This is a genomic window from Streptomyces sp. NPDC052052 (genome assembly GCF_040680455.1).
Classification (GTDB): Bacteria; Actinomycetota; Actinomycetes; order Streptomycetales; family Streptomycetaceae; genus Streptomyces.
On sequence record NZ_JBFAWU010000040.1, the window covers coordinates 14,915 to 36,517 of the forward strand.

Genomic DNA, 21,603 nt, shown 5'->3' on the forward strand with positions numbered 1-21,603 from the left:
CTCGTCTCTCTGTACGAGTCGGAGGGAACACGGGATGGGCTGGGGATGGAACCGCCCGATTCGCCCGTGTGGGAACGACGTGTGCGGGCAGCAACCCTGAAGTCCGACATGGGTGGGGAGTTGAGAGTCCTTGGTTGCACAAGAGCGTCGGAGCCCGGTGCCGTCGGCACCGACGGCGACGGCTTCGGCGGCGGTCGGCGGGGCGGAGATCCCGCGCCAGCAGCGCAGACAGCTCTGGGTGGAAGAGCCTGCGGTCCGGCGACGGATGCCGGACCCGGTCCGTACGGCCGCCGTGCGTGCCGTCCTCATCGTGTCACTGACGATCACGCAGGCCATGGTGGCGTTCCTGTGCACGCTGACGACGTCCTGGCTGGCCTTTCCGATGGTGCTGAGCAGCGTGGGCAGCACAGTGATCGCGACGTGGTCGGTGCTGGACGTCTGGATCACCCGACAGGTCTGGAACCAGCGCAACGGTGTCGTGTCCGTACCGAGCAGTTCGGCGCGGGAGTTGCGCCGTGAGCGGCGCAGTGCGCGGCGGGAGGCGCGGGCCGTACGGCGCGGCGGCACCCGAATACGCCGCGAGGGCACGGGCAAGCTCTCGCGGGCCTGAGCGCCGCCCCGACGCACCCCCGCACCCGACACGCCAGGCACGCCTCAGGGGCCGGATCCCCACAACCGGGCGCACGGTGTGAGGCCGCGCGGCATCCCTCCCTGCCGTCCCCGTTCGTGGAGACGGCCTCCGGACTCCTGGTCCCTGCTCGCGGCGCCCCTGTTCGCCCTTACCCGCCGGACGTGCCCGGAGAGGCGGCCTGGACCGTGTCGGACGGTGTCGTGGAGCGCTTGAACATGCGGGTGGCGGTGATCTCGCCGTGGACCGCCCCGCCGTTCGGGTCCTGGTGCGGAAGCCCGGGGCGCAGATGCTCCTCCACGCTGATGTACTTCAGCCCGGCTCGCAGGTCCGCGTCGTTGCGCAACCGGATGACCAGCGGGAATTCAGCGAGCGCCGTGGTGTCGAACAGTCCCGTCGTATAGAGCAGCTGCACGCCGAGGGCGTCCGACACCGCACGCTGGAGCTCCAGCAGGTAGGTGGCGTTGGCGCGGCCGATGGGGTTGTCCAGGAAGAGCGTGCCGGCGTGCCGGTGCTGGTGCCGGTCATGGCCACGGTCGTTGCTGCGCAGTGCGGCCATCGTGCAGTACAGGGCGATGGCCGCCGTGAGAAGCTGGCCGCCGGAGAAGACGTCGCCCATCTGTCCGACCGGAACGCGTTCGGCGCGGAGCACCGCGTCCGGCTTGAGGATCTCCACTGCGACGCCCTTCGGCTCCAGGGCCGCCTGGACACCGCGCAGCAGGAGGGACACACCGTCCCGGCGCAGGTCGGAGCTCTTCTTCAGGGCGGCACGGGTGGCCTCGTCGATGACGTAACCGAGCCGCTCGGTGAGTACGGCCTGGTCGGGTTCCTCGAAGCGGATCCGGAGGAACTCCTGCCCCGACCACTCCCCCAGTCCTTCGGGGAGCCGGGAGAGCCGCTGGGCGGAGCGGAGGGTGGCGAGCGCCGACTCCACGAGGCCGCGGAGCCGGTCGACGATGGAATCGCGGTTGCGTTCCAGCTGGGCCAGCTCGTCGGTGAGGACACGGAGCCGGGGCGCGAACGCGGCGGCCCACTTCTCGGCGTGCTCGGGAAGCGCCGCGGCCGGCAGCTCGCGGATCTGCTGACGGGCGGGGGTGCGGACCTGTTCGTAGCGGGTGGAGTTGGCGTGTCGGACGAGGACGTCGCTCGCCTCCCGGACGGCACTCTCGGCGGCGGACAGGTCGCCGGCGCAGCCGCGCAGGGAACGGCGGGCCTCCGCGGCGGACTGCCTGGCCTCGTCGAGGCTGCCCGGGTACGGCTCGGGGGCCTCGGTGTCGTCGTCCGTGCCCTGGTCCCTGAGGAGGTCGCGCAGGAGCGCCGCGGTCTCGTCGAAGCCTCCCGCCGAGTCCTCGGCGGTGCGGTGGGCGTGCAACAGCTCGGCGTGAGCGGCGCGGGCGGCGTCCAGGGTCGCGGTGGCCGAGGTGCGTTCGGCCGTGGCGGTACGCAGCAGGGCCTGGGCCTGCTCGGCGTCGGCCGGGACCAGGTCATCGGGGAGTTCGGTGTGATGGGTCTCGCCGTCGACCGGGGCCAGGCGCTCGGCCTCGCCTCGCAGCCGGCCCAGCTGCTCGCTCGCGGTGGAGGCCCGGGTCTCCAGGAGCTGCACCAGGGACTCGGCACGGGCGGCGGCCGCCTGCCGTGAGGGGCCGTCGGCACCGTCGGTGCCTTCGAGGAGTTGCGCGGCCCGGGTGCGGACCTTGTTGGTGAGCCGGTCCAGTTCGGCGAGGGCGGCGCTCTCGTCGCTCTCCGCGCGGGCCTGTTCGGCGCGCAGGTCGGCGCCGACCCCCACCTTCTCGTACAGCTGGGACGCGGCCCGGTAGGCCTCCCGCAGCGCCGGGAGCGAGGTCCGCGGGGTGTCCTCCCCGGCTTCCGGGAGGTGTTCGGGGGCACCCGCGATCTCGGCGCGTTCGGCGCGCAGGGCGCGGGCCGTGCGGCGGGCGTCGTCGGCGGCACGCTGGGCGGCCCTGCGGTCCTCGTCGGCGGCGCGGGCCCGCTCCAGGCAGGCGGTGGCCCGGGCCTCGGACTCGGCTGCCTCGTCGGCCAGTTCGCGTAGCTTCACCTGCCAGCGGGCCCGTTCGCGGAGCCGGTGGGCGAGACCCGCGAGGGCGTCGGCGGCGCGGCGGGCGCGCTGGGCGGTCTCCTGGCGTTCGTCGCGCACCCGGGCGGTGTCGGCAGCGGCCTCGTCGGCCTCGGCGCGCACCGTACGGGCTTCGGCGAGGGCTGCCTCCGCGGCCTCGGCGGCCGCACGTGCCGCGTGCGCGGCCTCGGCGAGTTCGGCGAGCATGCCGGGCGGGCAGTCGGCGCGCCACGAGCCGATCCGGGCGGCGAGGGCGCGGTCGCCGGCGAGACGGGCCGCGAGGGCACGGATGTCCTCGTCCCGGGCGGCGGCCCTGCTCCTGAGGGCCTGTCGCTCCTCGTCGGCCGCGTGTTCGTCGTGCATGGCGGGGTTCGGCGGGACGAGGAACACCTCCGTACCCGCGGCCGATCCCGTGCTGGCGGCCGGGACGGGGGCGAGCAGCGCGGCGGCCGTGCCGACGGCGACGGCGGATCGCGGCAGGAGGGCGGCCCCGCTGAGGACGTCGCGGGCGCGGGCGTGCGAGTCGGGGTCGGTGATGACGACACCGTCGACGAGTTCCGGACGGGCGGCGAGGACGGCTGCGTGGTCGGCGGGGTCCACGGCCTGGGCGAGGTAGCGCCAGCCGGGCAGGGCGGGGATGCCGTGCTCGCCGAGGTACTCGACGGTGGCGAGCACATCGGGGCCGGGCGGCAGCAGTCCGCCGTCACCGAGTGCACCGAGGATGCGGGAGTCGTCGGCGGCCGCGGTGCGCAGTTCGAACAGGCGGCGTTCGGCGGAGGCGATGCCCTGGTCGAGCAGTTCCCGCAGTTCGTCGGCGCTGCGGTCCAGCTCCTGGGCGGTGAGCGGTCGTTCGGGGGCGGCGGGCTGTTCGGCGGTGGCGGCGTGCGTGTCGCGGACGGCCTGGTCCGGGCTGCCCGCCTCCGGGTCGGCCGCCGCGCTGCGGGGCCGGGGCACGCCGGTGCCGGGCACGCCGGTCCCGGGCGTGCCCGGCAGGCCCAGCAGATCGGCCAGGCGCTGATCGGCCGCGATCGACTCGGCGGCCCTCAGCTCGGCCTCGTACGCCTGCTCCGCGGCCTGAGCGGCATCGGCGGCGCGTGCTGCGGCCAGTTCGGCACGGCCCTCTGCGGCTGCCGCCTCGCGGGCCAGGTCGGCGGCCGAGCGCGCGGCCTCCCGGGCGGTGTCCCAGGCGGCGACGGCGGACTGTTCGGCGTCACTCGCGGCAAGGGCGGCGCGCGCCGGATCGGCGTCCGGCGCGGAGTTGTCGAGCCAGCCGGCCCGTACCGCGTCGGCCGTCTCCTGCTCGACCTCGGCGAGACGCTGGCGCAGATGTCCGGCCTCGCTGCGGGCGCGCTGGGCCTCGGTTGCCGCAGTGGTGGCGTCGCGGTGGGCGGTCTCGCCGGCCGCCTGCAGGGTGTCGGAGCGCTCCTCCTCCTCGTTGGCCAGGGTCTCGCCGGCCTCCGCCGCGCTGTGCAGCGCCCGTACGAGATCGGCGGCGGCCTCGGCGCGGGCGGCGAGCGCGGGCGCGGCGTCCCGTTCGGCTTCGCGGATGGCGACGGCCACACGTGCGGAGCGATCGGCGGCGGCGCGGTGCCGCAGCACGGCCTCGGCGGCCTGCCAGGCCGCGTGCAGGGTGCGGGCATCGCCCAGTTCGCGGCGCTGGGCGGCCGCGCCCTTCTCCGCCGCGGCGAGCGCCAGCGAGGCGTGCCGGTAGGCGAGTTCGGAGGCGATCAGGGCGCTGCGGCTGCGGGCCTCCTCGGCGGCGGTGACGGTGTGGGCGGCGGCCGTCACCTGCTCGGCCAGTTCTGCGGTCCGCCCCCGCTCCCGGGCGGCGCGGGCGGAGAGCCGGTGGGCGAGCGTGCGAGTGCGGCGCTCGGCGCCCGCGTGGATGTCCCGGGTGCGGGACCGGACGCCGGCGGCCTCCACGATCCGGCCGAGCAGATCGACCGAGCCCGCGGTGAAGTCTCGCTCCGCGGTCAGTTCGGCGCGGCGGCCCAGCTTGTTGCCGAAGGCGCTCACCAGGTCGGCGAGGCCGTCCGTGTCACGGGTGTCCGTGACGGCGCGGAGCAGGAGGTCGGTGAAGTCGGAGTCCTTCTTGACCGCGAAGAGACCGGCCGCCTCGCCCTCGTCGGCATTCATCTCGCGCTGGTAGCGGAAGAGTTCGGGGTCGAGACCGAGATCTCCGAGGTGCTCGTTCCAGCGGTCGTGGATCTCTTCCCAGTGCACATCGAGGTGCTGGTAGAACTTGCCCGCCTCGGTCAGGGCGTCGCGGAAGCCCTTCATCGTGCGCCGTCGGCCCTGCGCGCCAGAGACGCCTTCGACCGGGCGGTGCACGGACGTGGCCTCGGCGACCGGCAGGGAGTCCAGGCTGAGCCCGGGCCCGGGGCGGAAGGAGTACCAGGCCTCGGCGAACTTCCGCGGGTCGTTGGACACCTGCCGTCCACGCCACTCGCTGACCTTGCCGACGACCACGCACTCGCCGGTGAGGGTGTGCTGCCACTCCAGGGCGACATGCCCGCAGTCGTCGGCGAGCAGGAACTTGCGCAGCACGCCGGAGCTGGCCCCGCCGAGGGTGTTGCGGTGACCGGGCAACATCACCGAGAAGATCAGCTTCAGCAGCACCGACTTGCCGCCGCCGTTCTCCAGGAAGAGAACCCCGGCGGGGGCGGGCCGGCGCGGCGGGCCGACGGGCTCCTCCTCGAAGAACTCCGCCTGTGCCGGGGCGGGGTTGGGCACGGGCTCGCCCACTCCGCGCAGGTCGAGCACGGTGTCGGCGTAGCGCGCGCCGGCAGGCCCGATGGAGTAGAGGCGGACCCGGGACAGCTCGTACATGGCGGCGGACTCTCGTCGTTCGGACAGCGGGGGGAAGGCGGAGCGGAGACTGCGGTGAGGGGGCGGGTCAGGAGTGGAAGGGCAGACCCGCGTCGGCGACCAGTTCCAGATCGGCGGGGTCGGGCGGCGGCAGCAGCGTCGCCGTTCCGTCGGTGACCGGGACGACGCCCAGTTCCAGCAGTTCGGCCATGGCGGCGGTGCCCGCCATGTCGCGTACCTGGAGCTGATAGCGGGCGGTGGTGCGGAAGGCGCCTCCGGCGTCGTCCCCGGTGCGCTGGAGGAAGCCGGAATCGGTGAGGAAGGCCACGGCCTTGCCGACGATGCCGGTGGTGGATCCGGCCAGCCGTCGGGCGTCCTTGGTGGCTCCGGTGGCGCTGCGCCGGGCGTAGATCCGCCAGGCCGCCTCCAGTCCGGGGGCGTCGGTGGCCGGGTCGGTGTTGTCGCCGTGCTCCTCGGCCCGTTCCTCCAGGCGGTGGCACGCCTGGCGCACGAACGAGTCGACGCCGTTGACGGTGATCCGGCCGATGTACGCGTCGTCGGCGAGATCCTCGGGGCGGGGGAAGGCCATCGCCGCGACGGCGAGGTGTGCGAGGCCGTGCAGGAAGCGGTCTGCGGAGTCGGACGAGGCCCGGCGGGCGTAATCGCCCATGCGGACGGCGAAGACCGAGTCCTCGCCGGCGGTCACGGCCATGCCGGCGCGGGTGGACACCTCCAGGACGACCAGTCCCAGGCCGGTCGCCACGGCGTCGGCGAGCCGGGCGAAGGCGGGGTCCTCGCGGTAGCGGCGGAGCAGTTCCGTGTACTCGGCGTCTCGTGCGGGCAGCAGTTTGGGCTGCAGCCCGAAGGCGACGAGCCGGGCGGCGTCGGCTGCGTCGGCCGGGGTGAGGGGTGCGGTGGCGGAGGGCCCGGCCGGGTCGGCGGGGACGGTGCTCCCGGTGGCGTACGCGGCGGTCGGCTCGCTCCACGCTTCGGTGTGCTGTGCGCGGTGGTCGCTCACGACTGTCGCTCCTTGATGCGGAAACTCTTCGGTACTGCGGAACTCTTCGACTCGGGGCGGGTGGCGCCGGTTCGCCCGGTCCCGGGCGGCGCGGTCCGGCGCGCGCCCGGATTCCGGAGACCGGGGGTGTACGGAATCCGTCGGCCGGTGGACGTCGGCCGGCGTACGGCATGCAGGGCGCTGTTCATGACGCCTCCGAGCGGTCCGCGGCCATCCCGGCCGCATCCAGCAGGGCGGTGCCCACTATCAGGTCCGCACCACCGAACTCCGGGTCGTCGAGCTGCGTCCCGTCGTCGACGGAGAACAACAGGCGCTGCTCGCCCTGCCGGTAGGCGGTACCGACCGGCGGACTCGCGGCGTGCACCGCGAGCAGGGCGACCAGGTAGGGGAGTTCTGGGTCGCTGCGCCGGGCCTCCGCCAGCAGCCCGGAGAGCCGGCGCGGGGCGTCGTGCTCCAGGTCGAGGAGTTCCATCGCGCTCGCGAGCTGTTCCTCGCTGAACCTGCTGTCGTCCGGAGTGGCGATCAGATCGGGCTCGGGCATCTCGGCGCCCAGGTGTTCCCGCTCCAGGGGCGGGGTCAGCAGCATCTCGACGAGGTCGGCCACCCGCACCGCGGTGGGGGTACGCAGCCCGGTGCCGTGCGCGAAGAACGCGTCCGTGGCGCGGATGGCCTGTTCGACGGGGAGCGGCAGCAACGGGGCGACCAACTGACCGTAGAGATCGAGGCCGCTGCGGGCCATGGGGGCGGCGAAGGCCTGCCGGTCCTGTTCGGCGCGGAAGAGCGGTCCGGCTTCCAGCAGACGGGACTGCAGCTGGGTGTGACGGCGGATGCAGTCCTTCACTATGTCGACGAGCTCGGCGGCGCGCCGCTTGTGCTCGGGTTCCTCGGCCTCGTCCCGTGCCTTGCGGATGTTGGTGAGGATCGCGTTCTCGTGGCGGTAGCGGTCGGCGACGTGCTCGAGGGCTTCGGCGATCATGTCGGGCACGGTGTTGAGCCAGTCGACGGCCCGGACGTTGCGCCGGGTCGCCTCCAGCGTCTTGCGGAGGGTCTCGGCGTACTGGACGGTGCGGTAGCGGGCCTGTTCGGCGGCGAGCTGGGCGTCCGCGAGGCGGCCTCGGCTGATGAGGATCTCCAGCTTCACCTCGGCGGCGATCTGGGCGCTGGTGACGTCCGTGTCGAGGGCGCCGACCAGGACGTTGACCGCTTCGTCGGTGGCCCGGAGGTAGACGGTGCCGCCGTGGCCCGGTACTTCTTCGATCAGCTTGAAGTCGTAATCGCGGCGGACATACACCCCATCAGGACCGAAAGTGCCGTACACCGCCCGGAATCCACGGTCGACGCTGCCGACATTGATCAGGTTCTCCAGAACCCAGCGGGCCACCCTCTCGTGTTCGGAGGCCGGGCGGTCGGGGGCCTGGGCGGCGACGCGGGGAAGCAGTCTGGCCACTATCTTGTCGTGGTCGGCGCCCGTGTCGAAGTCCATGTTGAGCGTGACGAGGTCGATGGCGGCGAGGGCGACCTCGGCCATCGCGTAGACGGTGTACTCACCCGCCAGATTCGCCTTGCGCGCATCGAGGTCGTGCAGCGGCGCCGTGCAGGCGAGCGCGCGCAGCCGCCGCGAGAGCCCCTCGTCGGCGGCCGGGCCCGGGGCGGGCCGCGTCCCCGCGCTGAGCTGGGGCGCAGCGTTGTCCGTGTAGGCAGGCGAAGTCACGTTGCACAGATTAGGTCCTCATACCGACAACGGTCGAAACGGCGCAGAAGCCACCCCTGTCAGAAGGCGGCCGCCCCCTGGCGTCATCCGCCGTTGCCGGGCGATGTCGCACCCGCCCCGACACCTTCCTTCCGGCGGCCCGGTGACGGCTCCGGGGCCCCGTAGCCACCGCCGCCCGGAGTGCGCAGTACCAGTACGTCCCCTCGTTCCAGGTCCGCGCTGTCGCAGCCCCGCAGGGGCGTGACCGTCCGGCCGTCCGCACGCTCGACGTACTGCTCGCCGAGTGCGCCGGGTTCGCCGCCGGCCATGCCGTACGGCCGGATCCGGCGATGGCCGCTGAGCAGCGTCACGGTGACCGGTTCGAGGAACCGGATGCGCCTCTCCACGCCGCAGCCGCCGTGCCAACGTCCCCGGCCCCCGCTGCCGTCCCGGACCCGGAAGCTCTCCAGCAGCACCGGGTAGCGCCATTCGAGGACTTCGGGGTCGGTGAGGCGGGAGTTCGTCATATGGGTCTGTACGGCGTCGGCGCCGTCGAAGCCGTCGCCCGCTCCGGAGCCGCTCGCGATGGTCTCGTAGTACTGGACGCGGTCGTTTCCGAACGTGAGGTTGTTCATGGTGCCGGACCCCTCGGCCTGGATGCCGAGCGCGGCGTACAGAGCGCCGGTGACGGCCTGGGACGTCTCGACGTTTCCCGCGACGGTGGCGGCGGGGTGGACGGGCGCCAGCATCGATCCTTCCGGAACCCTGATGTCCAGGGGTTCGAGGCAGCCGCTGTTGAGGGGGATGTCGTCGGCGACCAGGGTCCGGAAGACGTAGAGCACGGCGGCCATCACCACGGATTTCGGCGCGTTGAAGTTGCCCGGCTGCTGCGGTGAGGTGCCGGTGAAGTCGACGATCGCGCTGCGGGCGGCCCTGTCCACGGTGAGGGTGACCTCGATGACCGCGCCGTTGTCGGTCTCGTATCGGTAGGAGCCGTCGTGCAGTTCGGCGATGATCCGGCGGACGGACTCTTCGGCGTTGTCCTGCACATGCCCCATGTAGGCCGCCACCACCTCGGACCCGAACTCGTCGACCATGTGCCGGAGTTCGGTGATGCCCTTCTCGTTGGCGGCGATCTGGGCGCGGAGATCGGCGAGGTTGGTCTCCGGGTCGCGGGAGGGATAAGTAGCGGTGCTGAGCAGTTCGCGTGTCTCGCCCTCGCGGAGCCTGCCGTCCCGTACCAGCAGCCAGTTGTCGAAGAGCACTCCTTCCTCGTGGATCGTGCGGCTGAAGGCCGGCATGGAGCCGGGAGTGATGCCGCCGATCTCGGCGTGGTGCCCGCGCGAGGCCACGAGGAAGCGCAGGTACGGTCTGCCGGTGGCGCTCTCGTCGAACACAGGGGTCACCACGGTCACATCGGGCAGATGGGTGCCTCCGTGGTAGGGGTCGTTGATGGCGTACACGTCGCCGGGCCGCATCGTGCCCGCGTTGCGCCGGAGCACCTCCTTGATGGACTCCCCCATCGACCCGAGATGCACGGGAATGTGCGGCGCGTTGGCGATCAGGTTGCCTTGAGCGTCGAACAGGGCGCAGGAGAAGTCGAGTCGCTCCTTGATGTTGACGGAGTGGGCCGTGTTCTCCAGGCGTACGCCCATCTGTTCGGCGATCGACATGAAGAGGTTGTTGAAGACCTCCAGCATGACCGGGTCGACCCGGGTACCGACGGCCTTGCGGTCCGGACGGGGGCGGACCCTGGTCAGCAGCAGGTGACCGGTAGCGGCGGGGACGGCCTGCCAGCCGGGGTCGACCACGGTGGTGGCGTCCGGCTCGGCGATCACGGCAGGGCCGGTCACGATGTCACCGGGGTGCAGCTCCTCGCGCCGGTGGAGCGGTGCTTCCTGCCATCGGCCGCCGGCGAACAACGTGACGGTGTCGCACGGCCGGGGCCTCGCGCTCCCGGGGGCCGTGCGGGCTGCGGGACGCTGTGCGGATGTTCCCGCCGAGCCGACCGCCCCGACCGACACCGCCTCGATGACCAGGGGTTTGTCCATGGTGAACGCATAGCGTGCGCGGTGCTCCGCGGTGAATGCCTCGGCCATGGCGGGTGCGGTGTCCAGGTCGACGGGGAGGCTGGAGTCCGTACCGGCGTAGCGCAGCAGCACCCGCGCGTGGGTGCGGATCGCGCTGTCGGGGATGGCGTCCGCACGGAGTTCGGCGCGGGTGCGGGCGGCGAGTTCGTCGCAGAGTCGGCCCACCGCTGCGCGGGTCTCCTCGTTCAGTTCCGCCTCGACGGACTGTTCACGCATCGCGGTGGCGTCGGCGAGGCCGATGCCGTACGCGGACAGCACCCCGGCCAGGGGTGGCACGAGGACCGTGTCGATGCCCAGGGCGTCGGCGACGGCGCAGACATGCTGGCCTCCGGCACCGCCGAAGCCGGTCAGGGCATAGCGGGTGACGTCGCGTCCGCGCTGGACGGAGATCTTCTTGACGGCGTTCGCCATGTTGAGCACGGCGATCTCCAGGAATCCGGCGGCGACCTCGGCCGGCGACCGGGACGTTCCGGTGGCGCGCGCCACCTCGTCGGCGAGTGCGGCGAAGCGTTCGCGGACGGTGTCCGCGTCCAGCGGGAGGTCCCCGTCCGGACCGAAGACGGCCGGGAAGTACGCGGGCTGCACCCGGCCGAGCATCACATTGGCATCGGTGACGGTCAGCGGCCCGCTGCGGCGGTAGCAGGCCGGACCGGGTGCGGCGCCCGCCGAGTCGGGGCCGACCCGGTAGCGCCGGCCGTCGAAGCGCAGGACGGATCCGCCGCCGGCCGCGACGGTGTGGATCGTCATCATGGGGGCGCGCATCCGTACACCGGCCACCTGGGTGCCCAGCTCGCGCTCGAACTCCCCCGCGTAGTGCGAGACGTCGGTGGAGGTGCCGCCCATGTCGAAGCCGATGACCCGGTCGAATCCGGCCTGCTCGGAGGTACGGGCCATGCCGACCACGCCACCGGCGGGGCCGGACAGCACCGCGTCCTTGCCCCGGAAGTGGGACGCCTCGCGCAGCCCTCCGTTGGACTGCATGAACATCAGCCGGATGTCGCGGAGTTCGCGGGCGACCTCGTCGACGTACCGGCGCAGGATCGGCGAGAGGTAGGCGTCGACGACGGTGGTGTCGCCGCGGGGCACGAGCTTGATCAGCGGGCTCACCTCGTGCGAGCAGCTGACCTGGGTGAAGCCCGCCTCGCGTGCCGCGGCGGCCACGGCGCGCTCGTGCCCGGGGTGACGGTAGCCGTGCATCAGGACGACCGCGGCGCTGCGCAGACCGTCGGCCCGGGCGGCCCGCAACCGTTCGGTGACCGCGTCACGGTCCAGTGGTGTCACGACACGACCGCGGGCGTCGATCCGTTCGGGAACCTCGATCACCCGGTCGTACACGGCCTCGGGCAGCAGGATGCGGCGGTCGAAGAGTCTCGGCCTGTTCTGGTACGCGATGCGCAGGGCGTCCCGGAAGCCCTCGGTGATGACGAGAACGGTGGGTTCGCCGCGCCGCTCCAGCAGGGCGTTGGTGGCGACCGTGGTGCCCATCTTCACCGCGGCGACCCGGTCGGCGGGGACCGGGTCGCCGGGGCTCAGGCCGAGCAGTCCCCGGATTCCGGCCACGGCGGCGTCGCGGTAGCGGTCCGGATCGTGGGAGAGCAGCTTGCGGGTGACCAGGCGTCCCCCGGGGTCCCGGCCCACGACATCGGTGAACGTCCCGCCACGGTCGATCCAGAACTCCCAGCGTCCGGTCATCCCTCCATGGTGGCGCGGGGCACGGCCGGTGGCCGCCGACGGCACGGCCGGTTCCGGTGTCCCGGCCGGCGCCGGCCAGCCGGACGTACCCCGGGCCCCGGGAGGGCCGCCGCTGTGCGTGCCGCGGTCAGACCGAGGGGATGTCGGGCCCGATCCGGCTGCGTACCGCGGTCTGCACCTCGGCCTCCTCGGCCGGATCCGCGGCGAGCCGGCGCAGTCGCTCGGCGACTCTGATGTCGCCGGTCTCCGCATGGAGCGCGGCGACCTCGCGGGTGGTCTCCTCGCAGTCCCACAGGCATTCCACCGCGAATCCGGTGGCGAAGGAGGGGTCGGTCGCCGCCAGGGCGCGGGCCGCCCGGCCACGCAGCTGCGAGGAGGACGTCTCCCGGTAGATGTGGCGGAGTACGGGAGCCGCGCAGGCGATACCGAGCCGGCCGGTGCCGTCGACGAGCGTCCACAGGCGCGGCGCGTCCGGGCCTTCGCCCCGCACCGCCTCGCGGAGCGCGGCGAGGACCAGCGGCGCGTCCTGGGCGCCGCCCCGGCAGGCGAGCACTCCGGCCGCGGACGCGCCGAGGGCGTCGGGCCGCCGGGCCCATCGCCTGGCACGCTCCACCGCCGCGTCGCCGCACATCCGCTCGAAGGCGGCCACGGCGGCGTCGGCGACGCCGTGCGAGGAATCGGTCGCGGCGCTCTCGATCAGATCGAGTACGTCCGGGTCCCTGGCCTCGGCCAGGTAGTGCAGGGCGGCACACCGGGCACCCTCGGGCCCGCTGCGGGCGGCCGCGATGATCGTGGGCCGGTCCTCGGGCCCGGCGACGGCGCCGAGGCAGCGCGCGGCCGGGACGTGGAGGGAACTGCCGCGTTCGACGCCCTGCTGGGCCCAGTCGAAGACGGCCTGGACGCTCCAGCCGGGGCGGGGGCCACCGGGCCGCATCTGCCGCTGCCAGCGGTCGAAGGACCCCTGTTCCGAGGCGGCTCTGATCCTGGCCCCGACCTCGTCGCGCGGGTCGTCCGCCCAGAGCCGCCAGGGGCGGGGTTCGTAGGCGTCCCGTACGGCGGCGGCCAGGGCGGCGGCGCCTTCCGGGGTGGCCGGGAAGCGGCCGAGCACGGGTACGGCGAGGGCGCGGAGCCCCGTGTCGTCGTCGCGCAGGGCGAGTTCGTCGAGGGCCCAGGCCCAGTTGGCCCCGGTCGCGGCGTACCGCCGCAGCAGCGCCAGGGCGTCGTCCCGCCCGTACGAGGCGAGGTGGCCGAGCACGGCGAGGGCCAGTCCGGTGCGCGCCTCGCCGGTGTCGATGCGGTCCTCGGGGTCGCAGAGGTGGCGCTCGATCTCTTCGATGCCGCCGTCGAGGTCGAGATACAGGCGCGCGTAGTAGAGCGAGCGGTTCTCGACCTGCCAGTCGTGACGCGGATCGCTGAGGACGCAGTGGTTGAGAGCCGCCAGGGCCTCGGGGCGTGGCGCGGCGAGCGCGTGGAGCGTGCCGTCGCCACGGCCCCTCTGCAGCAGCCCGAGCAGAGTGCCGCTCGGCGCTATGAACGGATCAAACATGAAAAAAGCCTCACATCAAGCTGTCGACGCAACCGGGACCGTGCAGTTCCACGTGCCGCCTGGGGCACTACGCCGCGCAGCAACATGATCGGCCGACCGCCGTCTTCCGCTTGGTGTAGACCATCTTCCTCTGCCTCTCGTCGGTGGCCCGGAACGGGCCCGCGACGTCATGATGACCCAGCCATTTCGCCAACGCGACCACATTTCTGGCGCACCCCGGTCAGCGGGAGCCGAAGAGTTCCAGCAGGTCGGCCTTGCCGAACATGCGCGCCGTGTCCAGCGCGGAGGGAGTTCCGGCCGCCGGGTCGGCCCCCGCGGCGAGCAGGGCAGTGATCACGTCGGTCTCGCCCTTGAAGACGGCCCCGGCGAGCGGTGTCTGCCCGCGGTCGTTGGCCCGGTCGGGATCGGCGCCACGGCCGACGAGAGCAGTGACCGCCTCGGCGTGGCCGTGATAGGCGGCGAGCATCAGCAGCGAATCCCCCCGGTCGTTGGTGAGATTCACGGGCACGCCGGCGTCGACATAGGCGGCGAGGGTCTCGGTCTCGCCACGGCGGGCGAGGTCGAAGACCTTCGTCGCCAGCTCGACCACCTCGGGATCGGGTGTTTCGCTCATCGGACGGACCGCCTTCCATGGACCGGCTTCATCGGTGCTGACGTGCGGGGAACACTCCATCGGGGCCGCACGGACGAATCGACAGGGTACTGCTCCGGCACACCCGCACTCCTGCCCTCCGACGACAAGGAAACACATGCGTCACAGCAGTGCGCGACGTCGGTTTCTCCGGCCGGCGGTACTTCACCATCGGCCATTCCAGTGAAAATTCAGACTTTTCACCCGAATGCGACTTTTACCGTATAGATACTTCCGGTGAACCTGGAAGGACTCATGGTGACTGTCCCCCTCAACCAGGAGCACCTCATGATCCTTTCCATGTCAGGCGTCGTCATCCTCGGCATCATCGTCTTCCTGTTCTTCAGGAAGGACGGGCTCAAGGCATCGCACGCCATCGTCACTGCGCTGTTCGGCTTCTACCTGGCAGGCACCGCGATCGCACCGAGCATCACCGCGGGCGGCGCGAGCCTCGCCGGTCTCCTGGGCGGAATCAAGTTCTGACCCTCCGCAACCACTCCCACCCCTTCAGGAGACCGACGTGGCCCGGCAACCACTCCCCCGCATTCTGCGCACCGGCAGCGCCACGATCACTCGCGGTCGCGAGTTCACGCGCACCGCCGCCGACCACGCCGGCGACGTCCTGCATCCGCTGCTGGTGATCGCTCGGGGGCTGCGGCTGCTGGCCGGAGCCGCGCGGCGCAAGTGGGTCGCGACACCCAAGGACAAGCGCGGACCGGCACTGCTCTCCGTCGCGGCCTGCGTCCTGGGGATCGCGCTGGTCCCGTACGGGCCCATGCTCGCCCTGATCACGCTGATGGGTGCGGCCGCGTGGAAGGGGCGGGACCGGACCCCCGTGGGAGCCGGCCCCGACGACGCGGAGACGGGGCGGTTGCGGTCCCTGTACGAGGCGCTCGTGCCGTACTTCTCCGTGGCCGACGACCCCAGCCCGCTGTACGCCCACGGCGGCGACTGGGACAAGGTCTTCAGCGACTACGAGTTCGACGACGACGGGCGCCCGACCCGCCTGAAGGTGGCGTACCCCGCCTACTTCACCGACAGCGAGCCCGCCTCCCGCCTCCGCATCGAGCAGCTGCTGCACACCAAGTCCGGCCGCGGTCGCGAGTACCACTTCGCATGGAACGAGGAGGGCAACCGCCTCGTCATGAGCGTGCTCGACGCCCTGCCCGCCTCGATCGGGGCCCAGCGCTTCGTCACCGCCCCCGGCGAGACCGTGCTGGGCTTCACCGACGGCGGCTCGGTGCAGCGCACCGTCCCCGTGAACGACGGCGACGGGATCCGCGACGCGCCTCCCGCCATCTGGCGGACCGGCGCCCGCTCCACCGAACCCCACCTGCTGGCCGTCGGACAGCCGGGCAGCGGCACCACCACGCTGCTGCGCTCCATCGCCCTGCAGGCCCTTCAGCACGGCGACATCCTGATCGTCGAAGGAAGCGGAACGGGCGAGTACGCCTGCCTGACCGGACGTGACGGCGTCCTGGCCGTGGAGTGCGGCCTGACGGGCGCACTGGCGACCCTGGAGTGGGCCGCCCATGAGACGGAGCGCCGGCTCATCGCGGCGAACCGGGCACGGCAGTCCGGCCACCCCGTCCCCGACGACATAAGGCGCCCTCTCTGGATCCTGCTGGACCGGCCCAGCGTCCTCGGCCATCTGGCGGCCGTCGACGGCAGACCCGACCCCCAGGAACTGCTCCAGGTGCCGTTGCGGCACGGCAGGGCGGCCAACGTCACCGTGGTCATGACCGATCAGTTCGAGAGCCTGGACACCCTCGGCGACACCGTACGGACCCACACCAGGGCCCGGGTCGTCCTCGGCCGCTGTTCGCGTGAGGAGGTCGAGTCGGTGCTCGGCACGGAGCCGCACACGACACCGACACCGGACGTACCGCCCGGCCGCGGGTACGCGCGGCTCGGCACCGGCCCGGTCCTGCGGCTCCAGGTCCCGGCCACACCGGACCCCTACGACGAGGCGACCAGCGAGGCGCAGCGGCAGGCCGTCCTGGCCCTGCTCCCCGGACGGCAGGCACCGGTCGAGGAGGCCGCCGCACCTGCCGTGGAGGCGGCACCGGTCGAGGCGAGCGTCCCGGACCCGGCGATGCCGCGCTCCGTGACGGCGGCCGTGGCCGTCGAAGGCATGGCGGTCACCGACTGAACGGGCCCCGCGGACCGCGGGGGTGACGCACCGGCCGGCGCGTCGCCCCCGCCGTCCGTCGCTCAGGCGACGAAGGTCCGCGGCGTCTCGATGCCCGCGCCCGCCCCCGAACCCACCAGTCGCGCCGCCGCGGCGAGCCGTACGGCGGCTTCGTCCGCCACCGGCCCCCCGACCGTGAACGGCAGCCGTACGTACCCCTCGAAGGCACCGTCGACGCCGAACCGGGGCCCGGAAGGCACCCGTACACCGACCCGCTCCCCCGCCACCGCGAGCCTGGAACCGGAGAGGCCGCCGGTCCGCACCCAGAGGGTCAGCCCGCCGTGCGGAACGGAGAACTCCCAGTCCGGCAGCTCCCGGCGGACGGCGGCGACGAGCGCGTCCCGGTTCGCCCGCGCCTGTTCCCGGCGGATTTGCACGGCCTCCTCCCAACCACCGGTGCTCATCAGCCAGTTGACAGCGAGCTGCTCCAGCACGGGCGTCCCCATGTCGGCGTAGGCACGAGCGGCCACGAGGCTGCGGATCACGTCCGGGGCGGCGCGCACCCAGCCGATCCGCATGCCGGCCCAGAAGGCCTTGCTCGCCGATCCGACGGTGAGCACGGTGGAGCCCGCGGGGTCGAAGGCGCAGACCCGGCGCGGCATCCGCACGTCGGCGTCGAGGTACAGCTCGTTCATGGTCTCGTCGACGACCAGGACCGTACCGGCGGAGCGGGCCGCTTCCACCAGGTCGCGCCGCCGGTCCTCGTCGGCCAGTGCGCCGGTGGGGTTGTGGAAGTCCGCGACGACGTAGGCGAGCCGTGGCGCCGCATCCCGCAGCACCTGCCGCCACCGGTTCATGTCCCAGCCGCCGAGCCCCTCCTCCATCGCCACCGGCACCAGGCGGGCGCCCGTCTCCCGCATGAGCTGCAGGATGTTGGCGTAGCTCGGGGACTCCACCGCGATCCGTTCACCGCGGCCGGCGAAGAGGTGGCAGATCGCGTCCATGGCGCCCATCGCCCCGGTGGTGACCATGATCTGTTCGGGCATGGTCGGGACACCGAGCCCGGTGTAGCGGTCGGCGATCATCTGCCGCAGCGCGGGCAGACCGGCCGGGTAGTCGCCGTGGGTGTGGGCGTACGGCGGCAGTTCCTCCAGGGCGCCCTGGACCGCCCGGGTCAGCCACGGCTCGGGGGCGGGCAGCGAGGCGCATCCCAGGTCGATCACCGACCCGAGCGACTCCGGGGGAAGCGGCTCCAGGCCGCGTGCGGGCAACGGATTGCCCGCCGGGACGGCGGTCCAGCTGCCGGCTCCTCTGCGGGACTCCAGGAACCCCTCGGTCCGCAGCGCCTCGTACGCGGCGGCGACGGTGGTGCGGCTGACGGACAGGGCGAGCGCCAGTTCGCGCTCGGCGGGCAGCCGGGCGGCGACCGGCACCCGCCCCTCCAGGACGAGCAGCCTGATCCCGTCGGCCAGCGCGCGGTAGGCGGGCGGTCTGCGGGCGCCCGGTCCGACGGGCCGGTGCTGCTGGGCCCGGAGCTGCCGAGCCAGCTGAGTCGCACCGACCACAGAAGTCCACTGCGCCATGGAATTCAGTCCACCTTCCTCGGATTGGCCATATTTGGCGACCATTCCCCTGCCACAGAGTGGCATGCAGCAGTCCACCACCACCACTCCAGGGGGCACCGTCTTGTCCATCACCTCCGCCTCGCACGGGACGCATCTCACTCGAAGGCTGATCCAGCTGTACGTCGGCCTTGCCCTCTACGGGGCGAGTTCGGCACTCCTGGTCCGCGCCGGTCTCGGCCTCGAACCCTGGGGGGTGCTGCATCAGGGACTGGCCGGACGCACCGGACTGTCCATCGGAGTGGTCTCTATCCTCGTCGGGGCCGTGGTCCTGCTGCTGTGGATACCGATCAGGCAGCGCCCCGGGCTCGGCACCGTCTCCAATGTCTTCGCCGTCGGCATCGCCATGGACGGCACCCTGGCGCTCGTGCCCGACGTACACCACCTCGCCACACAGATCGCCGTGCTGACCGCCGGTGTCGTGCTCAACGGTGCGGCGACGGGGCTGTACATCGCGGCACGGTTCGGCCCGGGACCGCGCGACGGGCTCATGACCGGTCTGCATCTGCGCACCGGTCGCTCCATCCGCCTCGTCCGCACCCTGATCGAAGCAGCCGTCGTGGTGACCGGTTTCGCGCTCGGCGGCTCCCTCGGCGCGGGCACGGTGCTCTACGCCCTGGCCATCGGGCCGCTCGCCCAGGCCTTTCTGCGGCTGTTCGCCATCGGTGCGGAGCCGACAGCAGAGGCCGCAGCGACGTCCGCCGGCGAAGGCGCCGTCGTGTCGCGCGTCCGGTGACGGCGGGGGCCGCCGTCACCGGACTGTCCCCGGGGCGAGCCATACTTCCGTTGTGACCTCCGTACGCCACCCCTATCTGGACCATCCCGCGACGCTGGCCTTCGCCCATCGGGGCGGCGCCGCGGACGGTATCGAGAACACCACGGCGGCGTTCCGCCGGGCCGCCGATGCCGGGTACCGCTACTTCGAGACCGATGTGCACACCACGGCGGACGGTCGTCTGGTGGCCTTCCACGACGCCACCCTGGACCGTGTGACGGACGCCGGGGGCCGGATAGCCGCGCTGCCGTGGAGTGCGGTGCGGCAGGCCCGGGTGGCGGGCCGGGAGCCGCTGCCGCTGATGGAGGAGCTGCTGGAGACCTTCCCCGAGGCCCGCTGGAACGTCGACATCAAGGCCGAGTCCGCGCTGGTGCCGCTGGTCGACCTGATCCGCCGGACGAACGCCTGGGACCGGGTGTGCGTCGGCTCGTTCTCGGAGAGCCGGGTCGCCCGGGCCCACCGCCTCGCGGGGCCGCAGCTCGCCACGTCCTACGGCGTGCGCGGCGTGCTGGGCCTGCGACTGCGGTCGTACGGCATTCCGGCGGCGCTGCGGGCCGGCGCGGTGTGCGCCCAGGTGCCGGAGAGCCAGAACGGAGTCCGGGTGGTCGACCGGCGCTTCCTGCGCACCGCGCACGCACGCGGACTCCAGGTGCACGTCTGGACGGTGAACGATGCCGCGCGGATGGCGGCGCTCCTCGATCTCGGCGTCGATGGCATCATGACCGATCACATCGAGACGCTGCGTACGGTGCTCCGCGAGCGGGGGGCCTGGGCCTGACCGCCGACCGTGCCAGGTCTCCACGGGGAGAGACCAGGGGGTGCGGCTTGAGCGCCGAGACCGCGGACATCACAGAGCCGGCGGGACCCACGACGGGTGCTGTCGACGCCGCGAGCCGCAGACGCGAACAACGGGGCTGGTACTTCTACGACTTCGCCTGCTCCGTCTATTCGACGAGTGTGGTGACGGTCTTCCTCGGCCCCTATCTGACCTCCATCGCCAAGGCCGCCGCCGATGCGGACGGCTATGTGCACCCGCTCGGCATACCGGTGCGCGCAGGATCGCTCTTCGCCTACGCGGTCTCCGCGTCCATCGTGGTCGCGGTGGCCCTGATGCCGGTCGTGGGCGCCGCCGCGGACCGCACGGGCCGGAAGAAACCTCTGCTCGCGGCCTCGGCCTATACCGGGGCCGCCGCCACCGCCGGCATGTTCTTCCTGGACGGCCGGCGGTATCTGCTGGGCGTCTTCCTGCTGATCGTGGCGAATGCCGCGATCTCGGTGTCGATGGTGGTCTACAACGCCTACCTTCCGCAGATCGCCGGACCGGAGGAGCGGGACGCGGTCTCCTCACGCGGCTGGGCATTCGGATACACCTCGGGTGCGTTCGTCCTCGTCCTGAATCTGGTCCTCTACACGGGCCACGACTCCTTCGGCCTCTCCGAGTCCGATGCCGTGCGGATCTGTCTCGCGTCGGCCGGTGTCTGGTGGGGCGCCTTCACCCTCGTACCCCTGCGACGGCTGCGCGACCGGCGGATGCCGGCGGGCGGCGAGGGAGCGGTCGGTGCGGGGTGGCGCCAGTTGACGGCCACCCTGCGGGACATGCGCCGCCATCCGCTGACCCTCTCCTTCCTGCTGGCCTACCTCGTCTACAACGACGGTGTGCAGACGGTGATCTCCCAGGCCTCCGTGTACGGGTCCGAGGAGCTGGGTCTCGACCAGACGACGCTGATCACGGCCGTGCTGCTGGTGCAGGTGCTCGCGGTGGCCGGAGCGCTGGCGATGGGCCGGCTGGCACGGTCGTACGGCGCGAAGAACACGATTCTCGGCTCCCTCGTCGTGTGGGCGCTGATCCTGGTCGCCGGCTGTCTTCTGCCTGCCCACGCGCCGGCCTACTTCTATCTGCTGGCCGCGGCGATCGGCCTGGTGCTCGGCGGCAGCCAGGCACTGTCCCGCTCGCTCTTCTCCCACCTGGTGCCGCGCGGCAAGGAGGCCGAGTACTTCTCGGCGTACGAGATGAGCGACCGCGGACTGAGCTGGCTGGGGCCGCTGGTGTTCGGCCTCGCGTACCAGCTGACCGGGAGCTACCGGGATGCGATCATCTCGTTGGCGATCTTCTTCGTGATCGGTTCCGTACTGCTCGCGAGGGTGCCGATCCGGCAGGCGGTGGCGGCTGCGGGGAATCCCGTTCCGGAACGGATTTAGACGTTGAAGTAAAAGGCCGGTAGTGTACGCCTTTGGCCTGCCCGGAGGACCGTTACTGCGAGTGGAAGAAGACAGACCGTTGGGTGACAACTTCCGCCAGATGTGACAAACCGGGCGTTGGCGGGTACCCCAACCCTGAAAAAAGCAGCGGCACGACGGGCGACGCATGACCGGCAACGGGAATCTTTGCCGCCGACCGGACGTTGACCGGATGACGACGACAGCGACACCTGTCCTGTGGGCGACAAGCCCGGGAGGCACGATTCATGAGTGAGCGAGCTCTCCGCGGCACGCGACTCGTGGTTACCAGCTACGAGACGGACCGCGGCATCGATCTGGCCCCGCGCCAGGCGGTGGAGTACGCATGCCAGAACGGACATCGATTCGAGATGCCGTTCTCGGTAGAGGCGGAAATTCCGCCGGAGTGGGAGTGCAAGGCGTGCGGCGCCATGGCACTCCTGGTGGACGGGGATGGCCCCGAGGAGAAGAAGGGCAAGCCCGCGCGTACGCACTGGGACATGCTCATGGAGCGGCGCACACGCGAGGAGCTGGAGGAGGTGCTGGCCGAGAGACTGGCGGTCCTGCGCTCCGGAGCCATGAACATCGCCGTGCATCCGCGGGACAGCCGGAAATCCGCCTGACCGCATCACCGCACGTGACAGAGCCGCGGGCTGCGACACATTCAGCATGTGTCGCAGC

General features: G+C 72.3%; 14 protein-coding genes. 7 read left to right on the top strand and 7 right to left on the bottom strand.

The window, feature by feature from the left end; translation table 11 throughout:
* Window positions 1–208: 208 nt before the first annotated feature.
* Entirely contained in the window at window positions 209–610 is a 402-nt protein-coding gene (locus AB0L71_RS31735) for a hypothetical protein (protein WP_365249903.1), read from the top strand.
* A 169-nt stretch (window positions 611–779) separates the two neighbouring features.
* On the opposite strand, the gene AB0L71_RS31740 is transcribed toward AB0L71_RS31735, so the two are convergent.
* The 6 genes from AB0L71_RS31740 to AB0L71_RS31765 all read right to left on the bottom strand — a co-directional run bounded on the left by AB0L71_RS31740 (window position 780) and on the right by AB0L71_RS31765 (window position 14,159).
* Complete coding sequence (locus AB0L71_RS31740; RefSeq protein ID WP_365249870.1) at window positions 780–5,531, bottom strand: hypothetical protein; 4,752 nt, start codon at window positions 5,529–5,531, stop codon at window positions 780–782.
* Between the two features lie 67 nt (window positions 5,532–5,598).
* On the bottom strand, window positions 5,599–6,528 hold the full coding sequence (locus AB0L71_RS31745; protein WP_365249873.1) for a hypothetical protein: 930 nt from the start codon (window positions 6,526–6,528) through the stop codon (window positions 5,599–5,601).
* Between the two features lie 184 nt (window positions 6,529–6,712).
* The gene (locus AB0L71_RS31750) at window positions 6,713–8,239 is read right to left on the bottom strand and encodes a hypothetical protein (RefSeq protein ID WP_365249876.1); all 1,527 of its coding nucleotides are present in this window, start codon (window positions 8,237–8,239) and stop codon (window positions 6,713–6,715) included.
* Window positions 8,240–8,322: 83 nt separating this feature from the next.
* Window positions 8,323–12,000, bottom strand: a complete 3,678-nt coding sequence (locus AB0L71_RS31755; protein ID WP_365249878.1) for a hydantoinase B/oxoprolinase family protein — start codon at window positions 11,998–12,000, stop codon at window positions 8,323–8,325.
* Window positions 12,001–12,127: 127 nt separating this feature from the next.
* Window positions 12,128–13,546: a HEAT repeat domain-containing protein gene (locus AB0L71_RS31760; RefSeq protein ID WP_365249881.1), complete on the bottom strand. Its 1,419-nt coding sequence runs from the start codon at window positions 13,544–13,546 to the stop codon at window positions 12,128–12,130.
* Between the two features lie 220 nt (window positions 13,547–13,766).
* Entirely contained in the window at window positions 13,767–14,159 is a 393-nt protein-coding gene (locus AB0L71_RS31765; protein WP_365249884.1) for an ankyrin repeat domain-containing protein, read from the bottom strand.
* A gap of 306 nt (window positions 14,160–14,465) precedes the next feature.
* Here AB0L71_RS31765 and AB0L71_RS31770 point away from each other — a divergent pair, with 306 nt between their 5' ends.
* Together AB0L71_RS31770 and AB0L71_RS31775 are read left to right on the top strand one after the other, a co-directional pair.
* Window positions 14,466–14,660: a hypothetical protein gene (locus AB0L71_RS31770; protein ID WP_365249906.1), complete on the top strand. Its 195-nt coding sequence runs from the start codon at window positions 14,466–14,468 to the stop codon at window positions 14,658–14,660.
* Between the two features lie 37 nt (window positions 14,661–14,697).
* Entirely contained in the window at window positions 14,698–16,329 is a 1,632-nt protein-coding gene (locus AB0L71_RS31775; RefSeq protein ID WP_365249887.1) for a hypothetical protein, read from the top strand.
* A 62-nt stretch (window positions 16,330–16,391) separates the two neighbouring features.
* On the opposite strand, the gene AB0L71_RS31780 is transcribed toward AB0L71_RS31775, so the two are convergent.
* Window positions 16,392–17,891 carry a PLP-dependent aminotransferase family protein gene (locus AB0L71_RS31780; protein WP_365249890.1) on the bottom strand — a complete coding sequence of 500 codons (1,500 nt, stop codon included), beginning with the start codon at window positions 17,889–17,891 and terminating at the stop codon, window positions 16,392–16,394.
* A gap of 103 nt (window positions 17,892–17,994) precedes the next feature.
* Between AB0L71_RS31780 and AB0L71_RS31785 the strand changes: the two genes are divergently transcribed.
* The 4 genes from AB0L71_RS31785 (at window position 17,995) to AB0L71_RS31800 (ending at window position 21,545) form a co-directional block, all read left to right on the top strand.
* On the top strand, window positions 17,995–18,666 hold the full coding sequence (locus tag AB0L71_RS31785; protein WP_365249893.1) for a hypothetical protein: 672 nt from the start codon (window positions 17,995–17,997) through the stop codon (window positions 18,664–18,666).
* A gap of 52 nt (window positions 18,667–18,718) precedes the next feature.
* Window positions 18,719–19,483: a glycerophosphodiester phosphodiesterase gene (locus AB0L71_RS31790; RefSeq protein WP_365249896.1), complete on the top strand. Its 765-nt coding sequence runs from the start codon at window positions 18,719–18,721 to the stop codon at window positions 19,481–19,483.
* A gap of 68 nt (window positions 19,484–19,551) precedes the next feature.
* Complete coding sequence (locus AB0L71_RS31795) at window positions 19,552–20,904, top strand: MFS transporter (protein WP_365249909.1); 1,353 nt, start codon at window positions 19,552–19,554, stop codon at window positions 20,902–20,904.
* A gap of 266 nt (window positions 20,905–21,170) precedes the next feature.
* Entirely contained in the window at window positions 21,171–21,545 is a 375-nt protein-coding gene (locus AB0L71_RS31800) for an RNA polymerase-binding protein RbpA (RefSeq protein ID WP_007262928.1), read from the top strand.
* Window positions 21,546–21,603: the final 58 nt, after the last annotated feature.